The 18,789-nt window shown below is 39.2% G+C and carries 16 protein-coding genes and 2 tRNA genes; 3 read left to right on the forward strand and 15 right to left on the reverse strand.

All coding sequences use genetic code 11. The annotated features are described in order from the left end of the window. Window positions 1-27: 27 nt before the first annotated feature. From I7X29_RS12370 to I7X29_RS12400, 7 genes are all read right to left on the reverse strand, one after another. A complete protein-coding gene (locus tag I7X29_RS12370; protein WP_198475063.1) occupies window positions 28-531 on the reverse strand; it encodes a hypothetical protein in 504 nt (167 codons plus the stop codon). Between the two features lie 247 nt (window positions 532-778). Continuing rightward, window positions 779-1,216: a hypothetical protein gene (locus tag I7X29_RS12375; RefSeq protein ID WP_225883742.1), complete on the reverse strand. Its 438-nt coding sequence runs from the start codon at window positions 1,214-1,216 to the stop codon at window positions 779-781. Between the two features lie 272 nt (window positions 1,217-1,488). Next, the gene (locus I7X29_RS12380) at window positions 1,489-2,109 is read right to left on the reverse strand and encodes a hypothetical protein (protein WP_198475067.1); all 621 of its coding nucleotides are present in this window, start codon (window positions 2,107-2,109) and stop codon (window positions 1,489-1,491) included. A 180-nt stretch (window positions 2,110-2,289) separates the two neighbouring features. Further along, a tRNA-His gene (locus tag I7X29_RS12385) sits at window positions 2,290-2,366 on the reverse strand. A gap of 118 nt (window positions 2,367-2,484) precedes the next feature. After that, window positions 2,485-3,033: a dTDP-4-dehydrorhamnose 3,5-epimerase gene (gene rfbC / locus I7X29_RS12390; protein ID WP_009412523.1), complete on the reverse strand. Its 549-nt coding sequence runs from the start codon at window positions 3,031-3,033 to the stop codon at window positions 2,485-2,487. After that, on the reverse strand, window positions 3,014-4,261 hold the full coding sequence (locus I7X29_RS12395; protein WP_198467239.1) for an alpha/beta hydrolase: 1,248 nt from the start codon (window positions 4,259-4,261) through the stop codon (window positions 3,014-3,016). The genes rfbC and I7X29_RS12395 overlap by 20 nt, the downstream gene beginning before the upstream one ends. Before the next feature lie 140 nt (window positions 4,262-4,401). After that, on the reverse strand, window positions 4,402-5,226 hold the full coding sequence (locus I7X29_RS12400) for a thymidylate synthase (protein WP_198467240.1): 825 nt from the start codon (window positions 5,224-5,226) through the stop codon (window positions 4,402-4,404). Window positions 5,227-5,493: 267 nt separating this feature from the next. On the opposite strand from I7X29_RS12400, the gene I7X29_RS12405 reads away from it, so the two are divergent. After that, a tRNA-Gln gene (locus tag I7X29_RS12405) sits at window positions 5,494-5,564 on the forward strand. 34 nt (window positions 5,565-5,598) lie between these two features. Here I7X29_RS12405 and cls read toward each other — a convergent pair. From cls to I7X29_RS12430, 5 genes are all read right to left on the reverse strand, one after another. Then, window positions 5,599-7,050, reverse strand: coding sequence for a cardiolipin synthase (cls, locus tag I7X29_RS12410; RefSeq protein WP_198475069.1), 1,452 nt, complete (start codon window positions 7,048-7,050; stop codon window positions 5,599-5,601). Continuing rightward, a complete protein-coding gene (locus tag I7X29_RS12415) occupies window positions 7,047-8,228 on the reverse strand; it encodes a toxin-antitoxin system YwqK family antitoxin (RefSeq protein ID WP_198475071.1) in 1,182 nt (393 codons plus the stop codon). Before I7X29_RS12415 ends, cls begins: the two co-directional genes overlap by 4 nt. Window positions 8,229-8,383: 155 nt before the next feature. Further along, window positions 8,384-9,097: a ZIP family metal transporter gene (locus I7X29_RS12420; protein ID WP_198475073.1), complete on the reverse strand. Its 714-nt coding sequence runs from the start codon at window positions 9,095-9,097 to the stop codon at window positions 8,384-8,386. After that, window positions 9,094-10,134 carry a threonine aldolase family protein gene (locus I7X29_RS12425; protein WP_198475075.1) on the reverse strand — a complete coding sequence of 347 codons (1,041 nt, stop codon included), beginning with the start codon at window positions 10,132-10,134 and terminating at the stop codon, window positions 9,094-9,096. The genes I7X29_RS12420 and I7X29_RS12425 overlap by 4 nt, the downstream gene beginning before the upstream one ends. 511 nt (window positions 10,135-10,645) lie before the next feature. Continuing rightward, complete coding sequence (locus I7X29_RS12430; protein WP_198475077.1) at window positions 10,646-11,851, reverse strand: hypothetical protein; 1,206 nt, start codon at window positions 11,849-11,851, stop codon at window positions 10,646-10,648. A gap of 445 nt (window positions 11,852-12,296) precedes the next feature. Between I7X29_RS12430 and I7X29_RS12435 the strand changes: the two genes are divergently transcribed. Together I7X29_RS12435 and I7X29_RS12440 are read left to right on the forward strand one after the other, a co-directional pair. After that, entirely contained in the window at window positions 12,297-13,676 is a 1,380-nt protein-coding gene (locus I7X29_RS12435; protein WP_198475079.1) for a leucine-rich repeat protein, read from the forward strand. A gap of 73 nt (window positions 13,677-13,749) precedes the next feature. Next, window positions 13,750-14,832: an OmpA family protein gene (locus I7X29_RS12440; RefSeq protein WP_198475081.1), complete on the forward strand. Its 1,083-nt coding sequence runs from the start codon at window positions 13,750-13,752 to the stop codon at window positions 14,830-14,832. Between the two features lie 531 nt (window positions 14,833-15,363). Here the strand turns inward: I7X29_RS12440 and I7X29_RS12445 are convergent. From I7X29_RS12445 to gmd, 3 genes are all read right to left on the reverse strand, one after another. Further along, window positions 15,364-15,927, reverse strand: a complete 564-nt coding sequence (locus tag I7X29_RS12445) for a hypothetical protein (protein ID WP_088593479.1) — start codon at window positions 15,925-15,927, stop codon at window positions 15,364-15,366. 250 nt (window positions 15,928-16,177) lie between these two features. Continuing rightward, complete coding sequence (locus I7X29_RS12450) at window positions 16,178-17,248, reverse strand: GDP-L-fucose synthase family protein (protein ID WP_198475082.1); 1,071 nt, start codon at window positions 17,246-17,248, stop codon at window positions 16,178-16,180. A 2-nt stretch (window positions 17,249-17,250) separates the two neighbouring features. After that, window positions 17,251-18,408, reverse strand: coding sequence for a GDP-mannose 4,6-dehydratase (gene gmd / locus I7X29_RS12455; RefSeq protein ID WP_009412673.1), 1,158 nt, complete (start codon window positions 18,406-18,408; stop codon window positions 17,251-17,253). Window positions 18,409-18,789: the final 381 nt, after the last annotated feature.

Below are 18,789 nucleotides of genomic sequence, written 5' to 3' on the forward strand. Positions count from 1 at the left end.
ACTAAAGTATTTTTTTTCTTTATTTTTTCAATCTCCCCACTTAAACAAGGAGGTTTTATGAAACATTGTCGTATCAATACTTTGAAAATTAAAGCATTTTGATGCTGAATTTTTTGATTTTATTGTATGAATATACTTGTTATATTCTCTGAAAATTTCATCTTTTTTCTGTGCAAAATCATTTTCTTTGAAATCATTATTCCAACAGCAACTTGTGCTTACCACCCATTCAACTTTTTGAAGTAAACTGTCCTTAAACAGAAATCTTTTTTGAGACAATATTTTTATAAAACCTTCCTTTTCTTCAATCTTAGTAATATAAAGGCTATCATTATTGGGAAAAAATTCCAAATCTTTGTAAATATTAAATCTTTTTTGAATATCTTTAATCGTAGATTCTCCTAATACAAACGATTTTTCATCGATAAATCCCTTACATAAATCTTTATGACACTTTTTTATGTGCAATAAAAATATAAATGGAATCAATATACATACGGATACAATTATTTTTCTATTTGAAATTTCCATTTTACGTTTTTTTGGGTTGTACAACAATTTTAAAAAGTTTCTAATATTGATTTTCTATAATAATATGAGTTTGGCGTAAGAAATATTTATTAATCAAAATAAAGAGTTTTTTTAAGTCTCCTACAAAGTCAGCAAGGGCTCTCATTTGGGTATGTGAACACGGATTTTGACGAAATTGGGATTGTATAAAACCAAAAAGACATCTCGGCTACCTCCTTTTTAGCCCAATATATGTGTTTTTTAACACCTATTTAGTTCTCTTATTCCTTAACTGTTCCAATCTAAATTCTTTAAAATTTTTGTAAAAAACGAAATCTTCAGGGAGCAGTTGATATTTAATATTCCATACAATAGTATCTTTCTGCCTAAAAAGAAGGAAACGTTCATAGTTGCGATTATAAATATTTTTAAAATTTAGAAAAGGATATGCTTTAGCATTATTGAGATATGCTTCAGGTATTGATGAAAATAGAGTGTCAGCTTTGAAAGGGATATCTACTAAGATTGAATCTTTAAGTTGAATACCCTCATCATAATTTTCTTTATAGATTAAATATCTATTTTTAGTAACTTCAACTCTCTCTAATGCTACTTTGCCTACATTTATAGGGATGTCACATCTTACATAAAAATATTTAATCTTTAGAATTTCATTTTCATTGGATTTTTGTGCTTTCTCTATCATATTTTTATTGCTTTTCTGTTCTTTGGTAGAACAAAAGAAGAGTGAAAAAGCCATTAGTAACAAGTAAAATTTCATCTGTTCACGAATTTGAAAGGTAATACGCTGACAAAGGTAATGGTTTTTTAGTAGAAATCAAAAAAATAATGTGAAGAACTAATTCAATTGATAATTAACGGGTAAAATTTTATTTGTTTGATTAATAAATTATATTTTCGTGTCAAACTCAGGTTAGTTATTATTCTTTTTATATTTATCTCACAACACTATACCATTTACCACCCTGCATTATAACGATATTTTGCTTTCTCAGGACTTAAAACCTCTAATTCTATAGTATCTCCCTTAGTTAGAGTCTCTACAAGTTCTGGGTTCTTTCGTTTGAACTCAGAAAATGATTCATTATAGACAAGTACAATGGTATCTTCATAAGTTTCCCCTGTTAGGTCACTCTTTTTTATAGGGTGTTTTGCTAAAGGTATATATTGTTCTAAACTCTTGTATATTCCCAAAAATTCAAAAGGTTCAATAGGAATATATCTTTCATATATAATTTCTCGTTCTCCTAAAGGTGATATTTTTATTTCGCCCCACACTTCCCCCTTATCACTGCCAATAAAAGATAAAGCTCCATACCGGTCGTAATCTAATGCACAAGCATAGATATCATCTATTTGTTCTCCTTGAACAAAATAGTTTAGTTTTACTTTTGCAGTTGAAAAGTAAGGGTTTTTCAACTTCATTTTTTTTTGAAAATATAAAGAAACTTTTTTCTCATTATATTCAATAAAATTTATTTCAACATTCTCGTTATTCAATGGTATCAATTGAACTTTCTTGTTTGTATTACATCCTAACACAAATAGAATTACGATTATATATACATACTTTTTCATAATTGTTTCTAAAAAAACTCAGTTCGATATGCCTTCCCCCCGATTTACAATTACATTTGTATCACATTCTGTGTAAAACCAGTATCGCGAGCTTCTTGCTTATGCCATTACAACCTCATTTGTCTAAAGTATAAAATAAAAAAATACGCTCTAAGGCGTATTTTTATTAGGTTTTCCCTTTGGGGTGGAATATGGGGCTCGAACCCACGACCTTCGGAACCACAATCCGACGCTCTAACCAACTGAGCTAAAACCACCATCTTTATTTTTTCGGGGCAAAATTAATACCTTTTTTTGAAACTACCAAACTTTTTACTAAACTTTTTTAGATAAGAAGTAAGAGATAAGAAGTAAGAAAGTGTATTCTCTTAATTATCAATCGTTAATTGTTAATTGTGATAAGAGTGGGGCTTGTTCATCTTTTGTTGATAGGATAATGTCTTTCTCGGGCAATAGCCAATCTATGGCTATAGTAGGGTCGTTCCAACGCACACTTCCCTCGCTGTGAGGGGCGTAGTAGTTGTCGCATTTATACTGAAAAATAGCTTCTTCACTGAGCACTGCAAAACCGTGAGCAAAGCCTTGTGGAATAAAAAACTGTCGTTTGTTTTCCTCGCTAAGCACTACCGATTCGTATTGCCCAAAGGTGGGTGAACCTTTGCGTAAATCAACCGCAACGTCTAACACTTTGCCTTTCACAACTCGTACTAATTTAGATTGTGCGAAAGGGGGCTTTTGGAAGTGCAAGCCGCGCAACACACCATAACTTGATTTTGATTCGTTGTCCTGCACAAATGTGATGGGGGCTACTTGCTCGTTGAAGCGTTGTTGTGAAAACGACTCGAAAAAATAGCCTCTGCCGTCAAAAAATACTTGTGGTTCTATAATCACCACACCTTCTAATTTAGTTTTGATTACTTTCATCGGTGGGGGTTGTTTGTTCGTCGGTGGTTTCAGGCACTTCTTCTATTACTTTTTTAGATTTTTTAGAGGGTCTACCTACATTTCTATTGGTTTTAAGTGCATTGATACGTTCGGTGATAAGGTCGGCGGTGATGAAATCTATACTGGGTTCGGTATACGATTTTTGATAGGTTTTCAATGCTTTTTTGTAATCTTCGGTTTTTTCGTAGTATTCGGCTAAGAAGAAGTTAGGCATTGCGGTTTTTACATAGCCATTTGTTTCTACATATTTTGCTAATTTTCTAAGCGACTCCCAATCGGCTGCCGATTTGATAGCGGTATAGGTTGCCATCACATCGTTAAGCAGGGGTTTCTTTTTGAGTCCGATATATTGTTCGATAGTGTTGTACTTGTTTTCTAAATATTCAAAAATATTATTGCTCAAGGTTTCCATTTGAGTTTTATACTCCTTGCCTCCTATGGGTTTATAGATGTCAAAACACTCGTCGAGAGCTTGGGCAATTCCTTGTAATTTGGCGGAGTTGACGGAGCTTCCTTTCATATCGGCAAAGCGGTAGAGTACCGATTCGTGGATAGGCATAGAGCGCAATCCTTTTTCAAAATTAATTGTTTTGTCGTAGCTGAGTTTGTTTTCTACATCGGCGGTTGCCATATAGTAATACAAGCGGTGTTGTTCTTTTGAGGCGCCTGTTGCCAAAGCGGCTGCAAACTCGGGTGCCATACGTGGGATTACTGTGGGGTTTAAACTCACGTACATACTGAAGGGCGATTTGGGGTTGAGCAGGTAGTAATTGATTAAAAAACCGGCTTCTTCCGATGCGATAATTCCTTTGAAACCTGCAATGGGGTATTTGCCTTGTATATAGGGTACTAATTCGGTGGAAATAAAATCGAAAAAGCGTGCGGACTCATTCATAGGGCGTCCTACTTCATCGATAATGGCTACTTCTTCTAACTTTTCATCGTATACGCCTACTACTATACATTTGGGCATTTCTTCAAATTGTTCGTAGTAGCGAACGGCGGTTACCACGGGCTCCATTAGGGTGTTGGCGTTGAGGACTACTATCAGTGGATAGACTTTTTTATCGGTGTAACCAGTGGGCTTATAGAGTCCTAATTTCTGGCGTTTGCCGGTTTTGGCTGAAGTGAATGTTTCGTTGCTGATTTGTGCAAAAATACTTTGTGCCATTAATAAGGCAATGAGGAGTGTACATAATTTCTTCATCTGCATAGATTTGTTACTTTTTGTTTGAGCGTACAAAATAACTAAAAAAGGCTTATATAAAAAAGTTATCCACTGCATTTTAACGAAACTTTAACGATAGGAGGATAATTAGTAAATTTACTAATTGGAAAATTTGCTAATTATACTGATACTTGTGCTTTGATGGCGGGATAGGGGTCGTAGCCTTCTAAACGGAAATCCTCGTAGTCGAAAGCAAAGAGGTCTTTTACCGCTGGATTGAGGTGCATAGTAGGCAATTCACGTGGGGTACGGCTGAGCTGTAGGGCTACTTGTTCGCGGTGGTTGTTGTAGATGTGTACATCGCCGAAAGTGTGCACAAAATCACCTACTTGCAGGTCGCATACTTGGGCGAGCATCATTGTGAGCAGGGCATAAGAGGCAATGTTGAAGGGTACTCCTAAAAATACATCGGCGCTGCGTTGATACAACTGACAAGAAAGCTTGCCATCGGCAACATAGAACTGAAATAAGGCGTGGCAAGGGGGTAAGGCGGCTTTGCCATTGGCTACATTCTCGGCAAACGATTTTCCTGTATCGGGTAATACCGAAGGATTCCAAGCTGATACAATAATGCGACGACTTTCGGGGTTGTGTTTGAGGGTTTCGACGACGGTTTTTATCTGGTCGATAGCTTCTCCATTCCAGTTGCGCCACTGTGCGCCATACACGGGGCCGAGGTCGCCGTTCTTATCAGCCCACTCGTTCCAGATACGCACGCCGTGATCGGTGAGATATTTGATATTGGTATCGCCTTTTAAGAACCACAAGAGTTCATGAATCACTGATTTTAGATGTATTTTTTTAGTAGTTACCAAAGGGAATCCTTGACTGAGGTCGAAACGCATTTGGTAACCGAACACGCTGGTAGTACCGGTACCAGTGCGATCGTCTTTAGAATAGCCATTTTCAAGGATATGGCGCAAGAGGTCGTGATATACTTTCATTTGCCAATTTAATAGCCTCACCCCCGTTCCCCCTCTCCCAAGGAGAGGGGCAAGCCGCAAAAGTGAGTGTTTATAAGATAAAATATTTTATAATTTGTTGATTAGTAGATTAGCAGGGCGCAAAGGTAAGGATAATTTAGCAATTAGGCAATTGATTTGATTTTCAGTAGTTAAAGAAGATTTTTATCGATTTATTTAAAAAAATCTTGTAAAAAATTTGCAGATTACAAAAATAGCAGTACCTTTGCACCGCAAATGAGAAATCGCTGGTCTATGGTGTAATGGTAACACAGCAGATTTTGGTTCTGTTATTCTAGGTTCGAGTCCTAGTAGACCAACGAAAGAGGCTTCCGAGAGGAGGCCTTTTTTATTTTATAAAAACGGTGAAAACAAACGCACTACCCGCTCTATCATTTGCTTAAACTCGCTCCGCTTTTGCCACTGTTCTAACTGCAACAAACGCGCATCTTTTAAATCGTTATAGAAAATTCTCTGCAAATCGCTGGCGACTGTTTTGTTGTACACGAGAGCATTTACTTCAAAATTGAGGTCGAAACTGCGCGCATCGAGGTTGGCTGTACCTACCGATGCTACTTCGCCGTCTATCACAAAAGTTTTAGCGTGTACAAATCCTTTTTCATAAAGATAAATTTCTACTCCTGCCTTGAGCAATTCTTCAAAAAATGACTCACTGGCGATATGTACAAATACCGAATCGCCTTTTTGGGGTACTAATAATTTCACTTTTATTCCGCTAAGTGCGGCAATGATAAGCGACTCTTGCAAGGAGGTATCGGGGATGTAATAAGGGGTGGTAATTAGGATTTCGCGTTTAGCTGCATAGATGAGCTGCACGGTAGCGTAGAGGATATTTGGGAGGTCGGAATCGGCACCGCTGGCGACGATTTGTGTGAAATAATCGGTGGGATGGGGCTCTATACCTATTGGGAAATAAGGAGCGTTGATAGCTACATTTTCACCGCTACAGAAATTCCAATCCTGCAAGAATACTGCTTGTAACACGTGAGCCGAATAGCCTTTTACTTTTAGATGAGTATCGCGCCAATAGCGCTCGTTAGCTTCGGCATTGTTGTACTTATCACTGATGTTGATTCCTCCTATAAAAGCGGTATAGCCATCTACCACTACTATTTTGCGGTGATTGCGGTAGTTCATACGATTGGCGAGTTTTACGAAGTTGATTTTGTAAAACGGAAAAGCGGGGACTCCATTTTCGCGTAGCTCACGCGCAATGTTTCGGCGTATGCCTTGACTGCCAAAATCGTCGTAAATGAAACGTACTTCTACCCCTTCACGCGCTTTTTCTATTAGAATATCTTTAATAGCGTTGCCTATGTGGTCGTTCTCGTAGATGTAATACTCTATGTGGATATGATGTTGAGCACTTCGCAAACTCTCAAGCAATTCAGGAAAGAGGTTTTCGCCATTGCATATTACTTTTACTTCTTCATTAGGAATCAATAAAAGGCGTTCCTCTATATTCGACAGAAATCGCAAACTTTTTTCATAAGATGCTGTAACCGAATTTCCTAAGGATTCTAAATGCGCTTGTATACGCGGGTAAATCTGTTCTAATTGTCGGCGGAAAGCTTGGTCTACAGTCAGTTTTTTGTGGTATATTTTATGCCGACGGTAGTTGATACCAAATGAAAAGTAGAAGATTGCCCCTGCAATGGGCACAAAGATAACTAAGAGCAAATAAGCTAAAGCTTTACTCACCGAGCGTGTGTCCCAAATAATTCGCAAGCACACAGCTATAACAAATAGTATGTAGAGTATTTCGTAGAGGAGAATCAGTTTCATTTATCCATATAATTAGTAACTTGTACTGAGTTGCCGTTTTGGTATTTTACTTCTTTAGCGACCTGACCTTGCTCGTTATAGTATTTCCAAACGCCTTCTCTCTGTCCGCGAGCGTATTGTCCTTCTATAGAAAGTATTCCTGAGGGATAATACTCTTTGTAAGCGCCCTCTTCCCTACCCTTGTCGTAATGAGCTTCTTTAGTTAACACACCATCGGTGGTGTATGATTTCCAAGTTCCATCGGGATAGCCTTTTAGGTAAGTTCCTTCTACTAATAGGCGTCCGCGTTCGTCGTAAGAAGCGTATTTGCCGTGTTGTTCGTTGTTTTGGTAATAACTTTCGGTTTTTAGTTTTCCGTTAGGGTAATATGTTTTTTTCATTGTAGGGAAATCGTTGTCGTAAGTACCTTCCTCAGTGAGTATTCCATCGGTGTTGTAGAGTTGGTAATCACCTTGGTATTTTTCCCCTTTGTAATGCACTATTTTACTAAGTCGACCGGTTTCGTAATATTCTTTGCGTACTGAAGTGCCATTGGCTTTGTACTCTCTTTCTTCACGGAGGGTGCCGTCGCTCAATTTAGAGAGCCATTTGCCTGTAGGTTCACCGTTTTTGTAGTATTCTACATCGGTTTGTACAAGTCCGCTACGGCGGCGAGTGACAGCTGACCACTGTTTACCGTCCTTTTTGCCCATTTTGTAGTGTTCTTCTTTGGTGAGTTTGCCGTTCTCGTCGTATTCTTTCCAATCGCCGTCGGGTTTGCCATCCTTGTAGTTTCTATCGACTACTAATTTACCATCGGAATATTCGCGGAATTTGCCGTCGAGTTCGCCGTTCTTGTAGTTGTATTCGCGATACATTTCGCCTGAGTAAGGGGCGTATTGCCTATAAGGACCGTGGAAGATGCCTTTTTCAAAAGTGGCTTCGGTTTTTAGTTTGCCATAACGGTTGTAGAATTTCACCAATCCGTTGGCAATTCCATCAACGAAGGTAACCTCGTAGTATTCTCCTTGGTTGTTGCCTATTTTGTAGGCGCCGTTCAAGCGAGTGTTGTTGCTTTTGAGGAAATGGATACTCTCATTGCCGAATTTTTTTTCTTCTATCTCACTCTCGGTGAGGAGTTGCTGTGCGTACTGCTGTAATGAAAGCAGTGATAAGACTGTAAAGATTAAATGTTTCATATTGTTATAGTTAAACAAAAATAGATTGCGGATAATAGATTTATTCTTAGAGGGCGATTTGCAAATCGCCCCTACAATATACCGGAAAAGCAACTGATTATCAGGGTATCATCCTAAAAGGGTTTTCAAAATTGTTCATTGTTCATTATCAATTGTTAATTGAATAGAAATGCCATTGCAAAACCTATAACAATCACGCCTAACTTTCTATAATTGAATTGGTGATTTTCGGAGGTTTCAAACAGTATTACTGACGAGATATGCAAGAATATCCCCACTACTATAGCGCTCATCAGGTTGTGATAGGGCAATAAGGCGGGTACATAGTTTGCTAAAAAAGCGCCCAGCGGGGTCATTAGCGAAAAGACAAACAGAAAAGCGAGCGTGCGTTTGAGTCCGATACCAGAATCTAAGAAAAAGATTGTCAGCACCATAGCTATGGGCAAATGGTGGATGAAAATGCCGTATACCATATTGCTATGTTCGTGTAATGGGAAGCCTTCAAGCACTGAGTGAATGCTCAAACTGATGAATAGCCCCCACGGGAAATGGGTTTGTAATCCTTTGGCGGGTGAATGAAAATGACCGTGTTCGGCGCCGTGCGAAAAGAACTCTAACACAATTTGCAGGAGTATGCCCACAGCGATCCAGAGTCCGATGGTTTTATCGCCAAAATCACTGTGTTCTTCGTGAGCGTGTAGTGCCTCGTGATATACTTCGGGGAGGAGGTGAAAAATGGTCATCCCCATCAAAAAAGCGCCACTGAATGCCAATAACAGCTTAAGCCTGCTTTTATGCGTGGGTTTGAGCCACAACACAAGGCAAGCCCCTATCACGATTGAAAGGAAAGGAAGGAGGTAATTTTTCATTGAGTTACTGCTAATGATTGAATTGCTTGGATAAGCGCATCTACTTGTGCATCGGTAGTAGCCCACGAGCTAATCAAGCGAATGGCGGTGTGTTGCTCGTCTACTTTTTGCCACTGGTAGAAATCAAACTGCTCTGCCAATGCGGCAATTTGGTTGTGAGTGAGTATCGGGAATAACTGATTTGTACAAGTATTTGAAAGCAAGGTATAACCATTGACTACAAACGCTTCTTTGATACGCTTCATCTGCTGGTTAGCGTGCAATGCCAAAGCATCGTACAATCCGTTTTCAAACAAGGTGAGGAATTGCAATCCGAGCAAGCGTCCTTTGGCGAGTAGCGCTCCTTGTTGTTTGAGGTAATACTCAAAACCATCGTCGAGGGCTGGGTTGTTGATTACAATGGCTTCGCCTAACAATCCGCCGTTTTTGGTAGCTCCTATATAAAACACATCGGTATAACGGGCTAAATCTTTCCATTGTATATCGTTGTCTTCAGCATTTAATGCCGATCCTAATCGCGCGCCGTCCATAAACAGCAGGAGGTTATGCGCTTGGCAACACTCGTAAATGGCTTTGAGCTCTGCCAAAGTATAGATGGTTCCTATCTCGGTGGCGTTCGTAATATACACGAGTCGTGGTTGTACTTGGTGTGGATAATTTGTATAGCGGGTGGCAAAATCGGCAATGCTCTCAGGAGTGATTTTACCGTTTGTTGCTGGGGCTAAGTGTATTTTGTGACCTACTGCTTCTATGGCTCCGGTTTCATTATCGGCGATATGCCCTGTTTCGGGGGCTATCACACTTTGATAAGTGCGCAACAAAGTGCCTATTACCAGCATATTAGCTTGCGTACCACCACTTACAAAAAATATTTGCGCCTCAGGGTTTTCTATCTTCTTTCTGATGAGTTCTTTGGCAGCTGCCGAATAACTATCGTAGCCATATCCTGCTTGTTGTACAGTGTTTGTGCGTACGAGGGCTTCTAAAATTGCGGGGTGAGCGCCTTCGGCATAATCGTTTTTAAATGATATTTTCATTTTTAGTATTAGTTAATGTGAGTTCGACGTAAGTAATTACTTAACAATCAGTAAAATATTTTTAATCTCCCACGAATTTCACGAATTTTCACGAATTTGGGAGTGTATAAAAGTCTTTATTTTTTATTATCTCACGAATTTTCACCTGACGGTGAATTATTTTGTGAATATATTATGATATAAAGCTGTAAATCAATGTTCTGTTATATCGAACTGACGTTAGTTAGAATGAGGGGGCAAAGATACGAATAATTTCGATTTGGTGCGAGCCGCACGGGCAAGAATTTTTGCGATTTTTCAATTTGTTAATGGGCGTTTGCAGCACATACCCAGCTATCGCTGGCTTTCCTACATAACATACTCTAAAAGTAATTGATAATCAGATTTATAGACTTTGTCAAAGTTTTGGGACTTTGACAAAGTTTATGATGCAAAAGCGATTTGTGCGAGCCGCACGGGTAGGAAATTTTGCTAATTCTCTAATTTGCTAATTCTCTAATTTGCTAATTCTCTAATTTGCTAATTCTCTAATTATATACACTTCTCGGCTGTTGTAAAACAATTGATAGAGTAGCTGGGTATTGCTGTAGAACATTAAATCTTGATAGGTTTCCAAATGTTCATCTCCGTTTTTTAAACAGTACAATGGCTGGTAGTCAATCGAGCCAAACATAGGGTTATTGCGCGAAATGAGGAGGTGAAAAACCACCCCACTCGTTTCTAAATCTATGTATAAACCTCGGTTATTTTCAGTTACATAAAGCGGATGTATGCTGTGATGCTTGCAGGTTGTTTCTTTGGTAAATCGCGCGCTAAAGTCACCGATAAGCGGGTTGTTTTCACCTTTAGATCGTTCGTTTTCAGGTATTTTTTGATAGGTATACTCGTTGGGTGACAGGTAAAAATACTGCCATCGTTCATTTCTGTAGAAGAATACTTTTTCTTTAGATTTTGAGGTGTTTAGCTCATCACTTTGCTCGGATTCCTGACTGCGAATCTCATAAATATAGTAGTAATCGGCGGTATTTTGCACTTCGTTGAAGAAGGTTCTCCGCTGTTTATCAGTCCACTGTGGTGAATGGTTTACTATAGTTATGGGTTTGAGTTGTGTATCGCCATCGATTGCCCACGAGAGGCTTTGGTTATCGTTGAGATTCACATAATGACTACCCAAGAAAGCGTATTCAAAATCGCATTGGTTCGTTAGTTGCAGGCTATCGATGAGTATTCCTTGACGGTTAAACTTGTAGAAATGAGGGTAATAGACGTTTTGCATCAATACCAACTGGGCGTGTTCGTTTAGAAATAGGAAGTTGTATTCCAAGTTCTTATCGGGATTAGGGGAGAGCAGGGATAGGGTTTTGCCGTTTTTGCGGTAGGGCGTATGAGTTTGTAGTGAGAGGTAGTTGTCGTACTTTTTAGGAGTCATCATAACAGAATAGACATTTTCTAATTCGTTTTGAAGTGCTAATAGCAAAAATAAAACGAGCCCTACCAGTATGCCTGCTAAGAGCCATTGGCGCGCCCAACGGTAGAAAAAACTGTAGTAAAAAAGGAACAGGAATGAGAGTACAACACTGCACAATACAGCACAAACGACCGCAACAAATGTATCAAACTCACTTTTTATCCAGAACGCAACACCTGCGCATACCACCATCACGCTGATGATGATAATGAGGTATTTTAGTGCTTTTTTATAAGGAGGGGTGTTCATATCAATACTAAATTTCAGGTTACAAAGGTAAAAAATAGTTTGCAAAATAGCAAGAATTGGTTCTTCAATAAAGGTAATTTTACTGATTTATGCGTTACTTTTTTACCTATTGTTATTCCTTTAAATTTGTTACGGCACTACGTCATTAGTACGTCATTATTTTGTAAGAGTTTTATTTATAGAGAGTTATAGAAATGTGTAAATGAATACTTTTTACACGTATAAGTTCTAATTGGCTATTTTTAAGCTTGCAATCTGTTAAAATGGTATTAAAAAGTGGTTGTAAATTGTTAAAATTGTTAAAAACACTACTACTTCACTACTTCAATGATGTGATAAAGTTAATAATGTCTTAAATTAATTTGGAGGGTTTATTTTCCCGTTTGTACCTTTGCACCAGATAAATAACCCACGCCATAGTGCGTATATAAACAAAAAAAAGAATATGAGAAAAAGAATTTTTGCTTTAATGGCATTTGTATCTTTAAGTCTTGCCTGCGTTGTAGGCTGTAAATCGGATGCCGATGACGGGGTAGGTGAAAAACCACGCCCAAGTACTGAAGACAGCTTCTATTTTAGAAATGGAGGGAAACACACTATTCATATGGTAGAACGAGACGATCGCGTTGTATTTTTAGATGGTGTTTCGGATAACTTTACTTTTACTGATAATGCAGGTACAGGTCTCACTATTGTACAAGGTACTGTGTCAACCACCTTAAATATCCGTGCTAATACTCAAGGTACTTACGAAATTGTAATTGCCGATACCAAAGAGGGTGTTGAACGCAAGGCTACCCTTATTGTAGAAGTAGCTCCACGCGATACCGGTTGGAGAGATGGTGTATACACTATTGAAGATATTGATGGCGATAAAACTGAAGCTAACTCTAACGACTATGTGGATGTAGAATACCCTGATGGTTATCAGTACGATAGTTCTTCACTTTCTTCTGAGGCTTCTACTCGTATTACAGTTAGTTCACAAGCTGGTAATATTGTAAGGGTAACCGCTAAGAACCACTACGATTCTTCTGCTCCTTTAGAGTTCAAACTCAAACACAAAACCGATGCTTCAAAAACACCCCTTACTGTAAAAGTAAAACGCGTGACCAAGTTCTGGAATTACAGTGGTCAATATCTCTATGGTATTTCTAATAAGGATTATGTAACCCTATACAGCTTTACCAATGCGCCAAGAGTACCTAAAGTGCCTTATGCTGTAAAATATGTATATAGTGGTAACCATAGTGGAGGAGATGCTACTAAACTCTATGGAAACCCTATCATTACCAGAATAGACCTTAACAATGTGGAATATGTAAACTCTCACGCTTTTGCTAATTCAAGCAATTTAACAACTGTTATTGCTCCTAAAGTAAAAACAATTTATTTCGGTGCTTTCTATAACACTAAACTTGCTAAAATAGAATTACCTGCTTTAGAAGAACTTCATGCCTATTATTCTGGTCAATTGAATGGTGATTATAGTGATTATTATAGTTATTTTAATATTTTCCCTGCTACGATACGTTCTATAATCATAGGGAAAAATATTAAAAAAATAGGATACTATGCTTTTAATGGTACTGAAAACTCATTGGCAGAATTGCGTATAGGGGTAGAGGCTCCTACTCAAATAGACAAAAATACTTTTAAGTATACTCCAGAAGGTGTTAATCATTATAATAGAGCTGTGCCTCAAGGACCTATAGGAAAGCCAAACAATGCTGCCTTGTATGTGCCTAACAGATCACTTGCTGAGTGGAAAACTGTACATCCTTGGATTACTACTGTATTTACAGGCGGTGTAAGAGGCTACTAATAGCTGTTTTTAAGGAACTCTGAGAATCTCGGAAAAACTCTGAGAATAAAACAATTAAAAAAAATCACAAGAAATGAACAAAATTAAAATATATACCATTGCTGCCATTGCAGCGCTCAGCGCGAGTGCTGTAACAGCACAAGATAACTATCGCCCTTGGCTCGTAGGGGCGGGTGTGAGCACCGTAGATTTTAAGGTGCCCGAAAGAAGTATGATGAAAGACTGGTTTGGCTACCCTGATATGAATATCGGCTTCCGCCTCAACGCCGCTCGCTACATCAAAAAAGGTATTACTGCCGAAGCTGGTTTTGCGTATGCAAGCATCAAGAAAGACCAAAATTACTTTCCTGATGTAGAGGAAACTAAACTCGAAAACGCAAAAACTTATTGGGCGTTTGATGTGCGCGGTCGTTATCACCTCAACCGTTTGTGGGATGCGCTTCCTTGGCTTGACCCTTATCCACAAGTGGGTGTGGGAGTTGCTTCAGTAGATAGCGAAAGCAAATTTAAGTTTATAGCGGGTCTTGGGGTGAACTTCTGGTTTACAGATGTAGTGGGCGCCAATGTGAACACTGCCTACAACGTAGGGGGTGGCACTGGTCACGACTACTACCAATGGGGCGCTGGTGTAGTGCTTAAATTGCCTCTTACCGCTCGCGAAAACCCTATCGTAGACCACGTAGAACGCACCAAAGAACCTAAAGTAAAAGAGAAAAAAGACCGCAAACGCGTATCAGCTAACAAAGCGATTACTCGTGTAGAAACTCCTGAAGAACGCGAAGAGCGTACCAAACGCGTGGTAAAACAGATAAACCTTTATGCAAAGACTATCTTGTTTGACACCGATAAATCGGTAGTGAAACCACAAGCTGAGTTTATTTTGGACAATATTGCGGTGATTATGAACGAAAACCCCGATTTCAACTTCGTAGTAGAAGGACATACTGATAACACTGGCACTCCTGAGCACAACCTCAAACTCTCACAAGATCGCGCTGATGCTATCAAGCAATACCTTTCACGCCACGGTGTGAGCAAAAAACGCCTCGAGGCTAAAGGTTACGGGCAAACTCGCCCTATTGAGAGCAACGATACTGAACGCGGTAAAGAGATTAACCGACGTGTAGAAATCAATGTTATCAAAGAACAACAATAGTTAGTGATGAAAAGTACCTTCCATATTCTCTTTTTTTGAATACTTGTTAAAATTAGAGGGTTCTTCACAATGCAATCATCATAAATGTTTTTTAATAAGGTAATTATATTTGCTTTTTGGAGAACTATGGGAGGGCTTTTTTAATTAACAATTAACAATTGACAATTAACAATTGGCAATTGACAGTTGGCTGAAAAGTTTTTTTCATAGGTGGCTTATTCACCACAAAATCTCATTTTAATTATACAATAATTGAAAGGCTCGCGATGGGAATTGCTGAGTCTTTTTTTTGTAAAAAGTTCGAGGTAAGGATTTATTTAAGAAGCAGCGAAATATTTTTAATCTCCCACGAATTTTCACCTGACGGTGAATTATAATGCTCTATTATACCGAACTGAGGTTTTTTTATATCGGACTGATGTTAAAAGTGTAAGCTACAGGTGTGTGGAAAACAGAAGTATAATAGGCTCATCTTTTGATGGGAGATGAGCCTATTGTTTTTCTAATTGTTGTTATAATAACGATTTGTGATTAGAGGGTTGTTTCCTTTACGGTTTTGTTACCAGGGCGGTCGGTAGCCGTTACGACTACTTTATCGCCAGAGAGGGCGGCGTTAGTAGCGGTGGTGCTATAGACCCATTTGCCTTCTAAGAGGGTTGCTTCGCCTTGTTCAACAGGGGTATCATCACTGTTTATAATTGCGACTTTCACAGTGGTTACCTTAAAATTATCGGTGACGGTGATGGTTATTTTTTCGCCGCTGGCAGCCCCTTTATAAGCTGAGACATCTACGTTTTCAATCACTGGAGCTTTGAGGAAATCGGCGACAGCGAGGTTGTAAGCAGATACGCCTTTTCGTTTCTGAGCTTCGGTGGTATAGAGTACTTTGAGGGAATTGTCCTGCAAAGCATTTTTACCGTAGGCGATAGCACTTGAGAATTTGGTTTGTTGAGCTATTTGTTTAGCGGTTGGTTTTTTGGTACGCACTGGGAATTTAGAGACGATGGTTTCACCATTGCGTTGACTGAAAACGATTTGTTTTCCGATTCGACCAGAAAGGCCTTCTGTTACGATGTTGTTAATACTTTTTGCCATTTTTGTTTGATTTTAAAGTTGTTTATAATTAGGGGTTAGGGGATAGTGAATAGTGAATAGTGAAAAGTGGATAGTGCTGGACACGTCAGCCTGTCCAGAGGGGCTGACCACTATTCTATTTCCTATTTCATTTCTGAGCTTTATTTCCTAACTTTTACGGTGCAAAATTGCGGCGAATTTTGCGTGTGTGCAAAAAGTTGTAACAAGGGGTAACAGGGTTGTAACAGAGTAGTACAGATATGAGGTTGATTTACAACAAATAATGTTCATACATCAGTTTTACGCCTTCTTGGAGTTCAACAGAGTGTTGCCACCCGAGTTGGTGTAACTTGCTGGGGTCGGTGAGTTTGCGCATTGTACCATCGGGTTTGGTGCTATCGAAGACTATTTTTCCTTGATAGCCAATGGTCTCTTTTATCATATAGGCGAGTTCTTTGATAGAAAGTTCCTTACCTGTACCAATATTAATATGGGTGTTGCGGACTTCTTTGGCATCAGCAGGATAGGTATCTTTAAAATTGATGCGTTCCATTAGAAACACACAAGCATCGGCCATATCTTCACTCCACAAGAACTCACGCAAAGGAGTGCCCGTACCCCATAGCGTAACTGTTTCGGCTGTAATACCATATTTTGATAAGATTGTTTTTATTTCTTCTTGGTTGTTTTTACCACTTATTCCTTCTACCGGACGCTTGTTAAGGTCTGTTTTTACTGCTTCCCAATCATTTTTAAGCAAGGCATTTGCTAAGTGTATTTTGCGTACCATCGCTGGCAATACGTGAGAATTTTCGAGGTGAAAATTGTCGTTAGGCCCATAGAGATTGGTGGGCATTACAGCAATATAATTAGTGCCGTATTGCAGGTTGTAACTCTCGCATAGCTTGATGCCTGCAATTTTGGCAATAGCATAGGGTTCATTCGTATATTCTAACGGAGAGGTGAGCAAACAGTCCTCTTTCATAGGCTGGGGTGCTTCCTTAGGGTAGATACAAGTACTCCCTAAAAACAGTAATTTTTTCACCTTATTTTCGTAAGCCGAATGAATTACATTGTTTTGAATCATCAGGTTTTCGTAGATAAAATCGGCGCGATAGGTGTTGTTAGCCATAATGCCGCCTACTTTGGCAGCTGCCAAGAAGACATAGTCGGGTTTTTCGTTTTTAAAGAATTGAGCGACGGCTTGTGCATCACGTAGGTCGAGTTCGGCACTTGTTCTGCCTATCAAATTGGTATATCCTTTTTGAGAAAGATTCTTCCAAATAGCAGAACCCACTAACCCTTTGTGTCCTGCGATATATATTTTAGCGTTTTTATCCATTGTTATTCAAAGTAATTCATTACAGTGAAACCACCTTCTTTGAGGTAGGCATCGCGTTTGAAGAGTTTGATATCCGAGCGCATCATATCTTCAATCAGTCCTTTAAGGTCATACTCAGGTTTCCAACCTAAAACAGTTTGCGATTTGGTAGGGTCGCCGATGAGCAAATCCACTTCGGTAGGGCGGAAATACTGAGGGTCTACATTTACCACTTCGGGGTTATTGGCAATACGTTCGCGTATGGCACTGAGGTACTTTTCGCCTACTTTTTCGCTGAAAACAGAAGTATCTACTGCTGTGATATAGCCTTTTTCGTTTACGCCTTCGCCTTTAAATTCGATAGTAAGACCTATTTCTTTGGCAGCCATTGTGATAAAATCGCGGATGGCGGTAGTGATACCTGTAGCAATTACATAATCGCTAGGAGCGGGTTGTTGCAAGATGAGGTACATCGCCTTGATATAGTCTTTGGCGTGCCCCCAGTCGCGTTGAGAGCTGAGGTTACCCATATAGAACTTATCCTGCATACCCAACGCTACCCTGCTGAGCGCACGGGTTACCTTGCGGGTTACGAAAGTCTCGCCACGTATAGGAGATTCGTGGTTGAAGAGGATACCATTAGAGGCGTGCATATTATAGGCTTCGCGGTAATTCACAGTAATCCAATAGGCATACAATTTAGCGACTGCATAAGGTGAACGCGGATAGAAAGGAGTGCGCTCACTTTGAGGTACTTCTTGTACCAAACCGTAAAGTTCAGAAGTAGAAGCTTGATAGATACGCGCTTTTTCAGTAAGCCCCAAGAGGCGTACAGCTTCAAGGATGCGCAAGGTGCCGAGACCATCGGCGTTACCGACGTATTCGGGGGTTTGGAAACTCACGTGCACATGACTCATCGCTGCGAGGTTGTAGATTTCATCGGGTTGTACCTCTTGGACAAGGCGTGTGATATTCATACTATCGGTAAGGTCGCCGTAGTGTAAGATAAGGTTGCGGTGTTCTAAATGAGGGTCTTGGTAGAGGTGGTCGATACGGTCGGTATTGAAGAGGGATGATCGGCGTTTCATACCGTGTACTTCATATCCTTTTTTGAGGAGGTATTCGGCGAGATAGGCGCCATCTTGCCCTGTGATACCTGTAATGAGTGCTTTTTTTGTCATTTTATTATTGGTGTAATAAAGGAGATTGTTCAAGGGGCGAAGTTACGAAAAATATTGGAGATAAAGATACTTTTTGTAGATATTTTTTAGTAGGTATTGACTGCCCTTGCCCACGAATTACACGAATTTTCACGAAATTGGGAGTGCATAAAAGTCCTTATTTTTTTATTATCTCACGAATTTTCACCTGACGGTGAATTATTTTGTGAATATATTATGTTATAAAGCTGTAAATCAATGTTCTGTTATATCGAACTGACGTTATATTAATGTGAGTTCGGCCTAAGTAATTATTTAACAATCAGTGAAATATTTTTAATCTCCCACGAATTACACGAATTTTCACGAAATTGGGAGTGCATAAAAGTCTTTATTTTTTTA

This window comes from Capnocytophaga periodontitidis (assembly GCF_016126015.1).
GTDB classification, from domain to species: domain Bacteria; phylum Bacteroidota; class Bacteroidia; order Flavobacteriales; family Flavobacteriaceae; genus Capnocytophaga; species Capnocytophaga periodontitidis.

Excerpts from the sequence above, each read along its gene's own strand:
- I7X29_RS12420 (WP_198475073.1), bottom strand. The coding sequence starts at position 9,097 with ATGAAAAATTACCTCCTTCCTTTCCTTTCAATCGTGATAGGGGCTTGC.
- I7X29_RS12435 (WP_198475079.1), top strand. The coding sequence starts at position 12,297 with ATGAGAAAAAGAATTTTTGCTTTAATGGCATTTGTATCTTTAAGTCTT.
- I7X29_RS12380 (WP_198475067.1), bottom strand. The coding sequence starts at position 2,109 with ATGAAAAAGTATGTATATATAATCGTAATTCTATTTGTGTTAGGATGT.
- I7X29_RS12450 (WP_198475082.1), bottom strand. The coding sequence starts at position 17,248 with ATGGATAAAAACGCTAAAATATATATCGCAGGACACAAAGGGTTAGTG.
- rfbC (WP_009412523.1), bottom strand. The coding sequence starts at position 3,033 with ATGAAAGTAATCAAAACTAAATTAGAAGGTGTGGTGATTATAGAACCA.
- I7X29_RS12440 (WP_198475081.1), top strand. The coding sequence starts at position 13,750 with ATGAACAAAATTAAAATATATACCATTGCTGCCATTGCAGCGCTCAGC.
- I7X29_RS12425 (WP_198475075.1), bottom strand. The coding sequence starts at position 10,134 with ATGAAAATATCATTTAAAAACGATTATGCCGAAGGCGCTCACCCCGCA.
- I7X29_RS12375 (WP_225883742.1), bottom strand. The coding sequence starts at position 1,216 with ATGATAGAGAAAGCACAAAAATCCAATGAAAATGAAATTCTAAAGATT.
- I7X29_RS12370 (WP_198475063.1), bottom strand. The coding sequence starts at position 531 with ATGGAAATTTCAAATAGAAAAATAATTGTATCCGTATGTATATTGATT.
- I7X29_RS12400 (WP_198467240.1), bottom strand. The coding sequence starts at position 5,226 with ATGAAAGTATATCACGACCTCTTGCGCCATATCCTTGAAAATGGCTAT.
- I7X29_RS12445 (WP_088593479.1), bottom strand. The coding sequence starts at position 15,927 with ATGGCAAAAAGTATTAACAACATCGTAACAGAAGGCCTTTCTGGTCGA.
- I7X29_RS12415 (WP_198475071.1), bottom strand. The coding sequence starts at position 8,228 with ATGAAACATTTAATCTTTACAGTCTTATCACTGCTTTCATTACAGCAG.
- cls (WP_198475069.1), bottom strand. The coding sequence starts at position 7,050 with ATGAAACTGATTCTCCTCTACGAAATACTCTACATACTATTTGTTATA.
- I7X29_RS12395 (WP_198467239.1), bottom strand. The coding sequence starts at position 4,261 with ATGAAGAAATTATGTACACTCCTCATTGCCTTATTAATGGCACAAAGT.
- gmd (WP_009412673.1), bottom strand. The coding sequence starts at position 18,408 with ATGACAAAAAAAGCACTCATTACAGGTATCACAGGGCAAGATGGCGCC.
- I7X29_RS12430 (WP_198475077.1), bottom strand. The coding sequence starts at position 11,851 with ATGAACACCCCTCCTTATAAAAAAGCACTAAAATACCTCATTATCATC.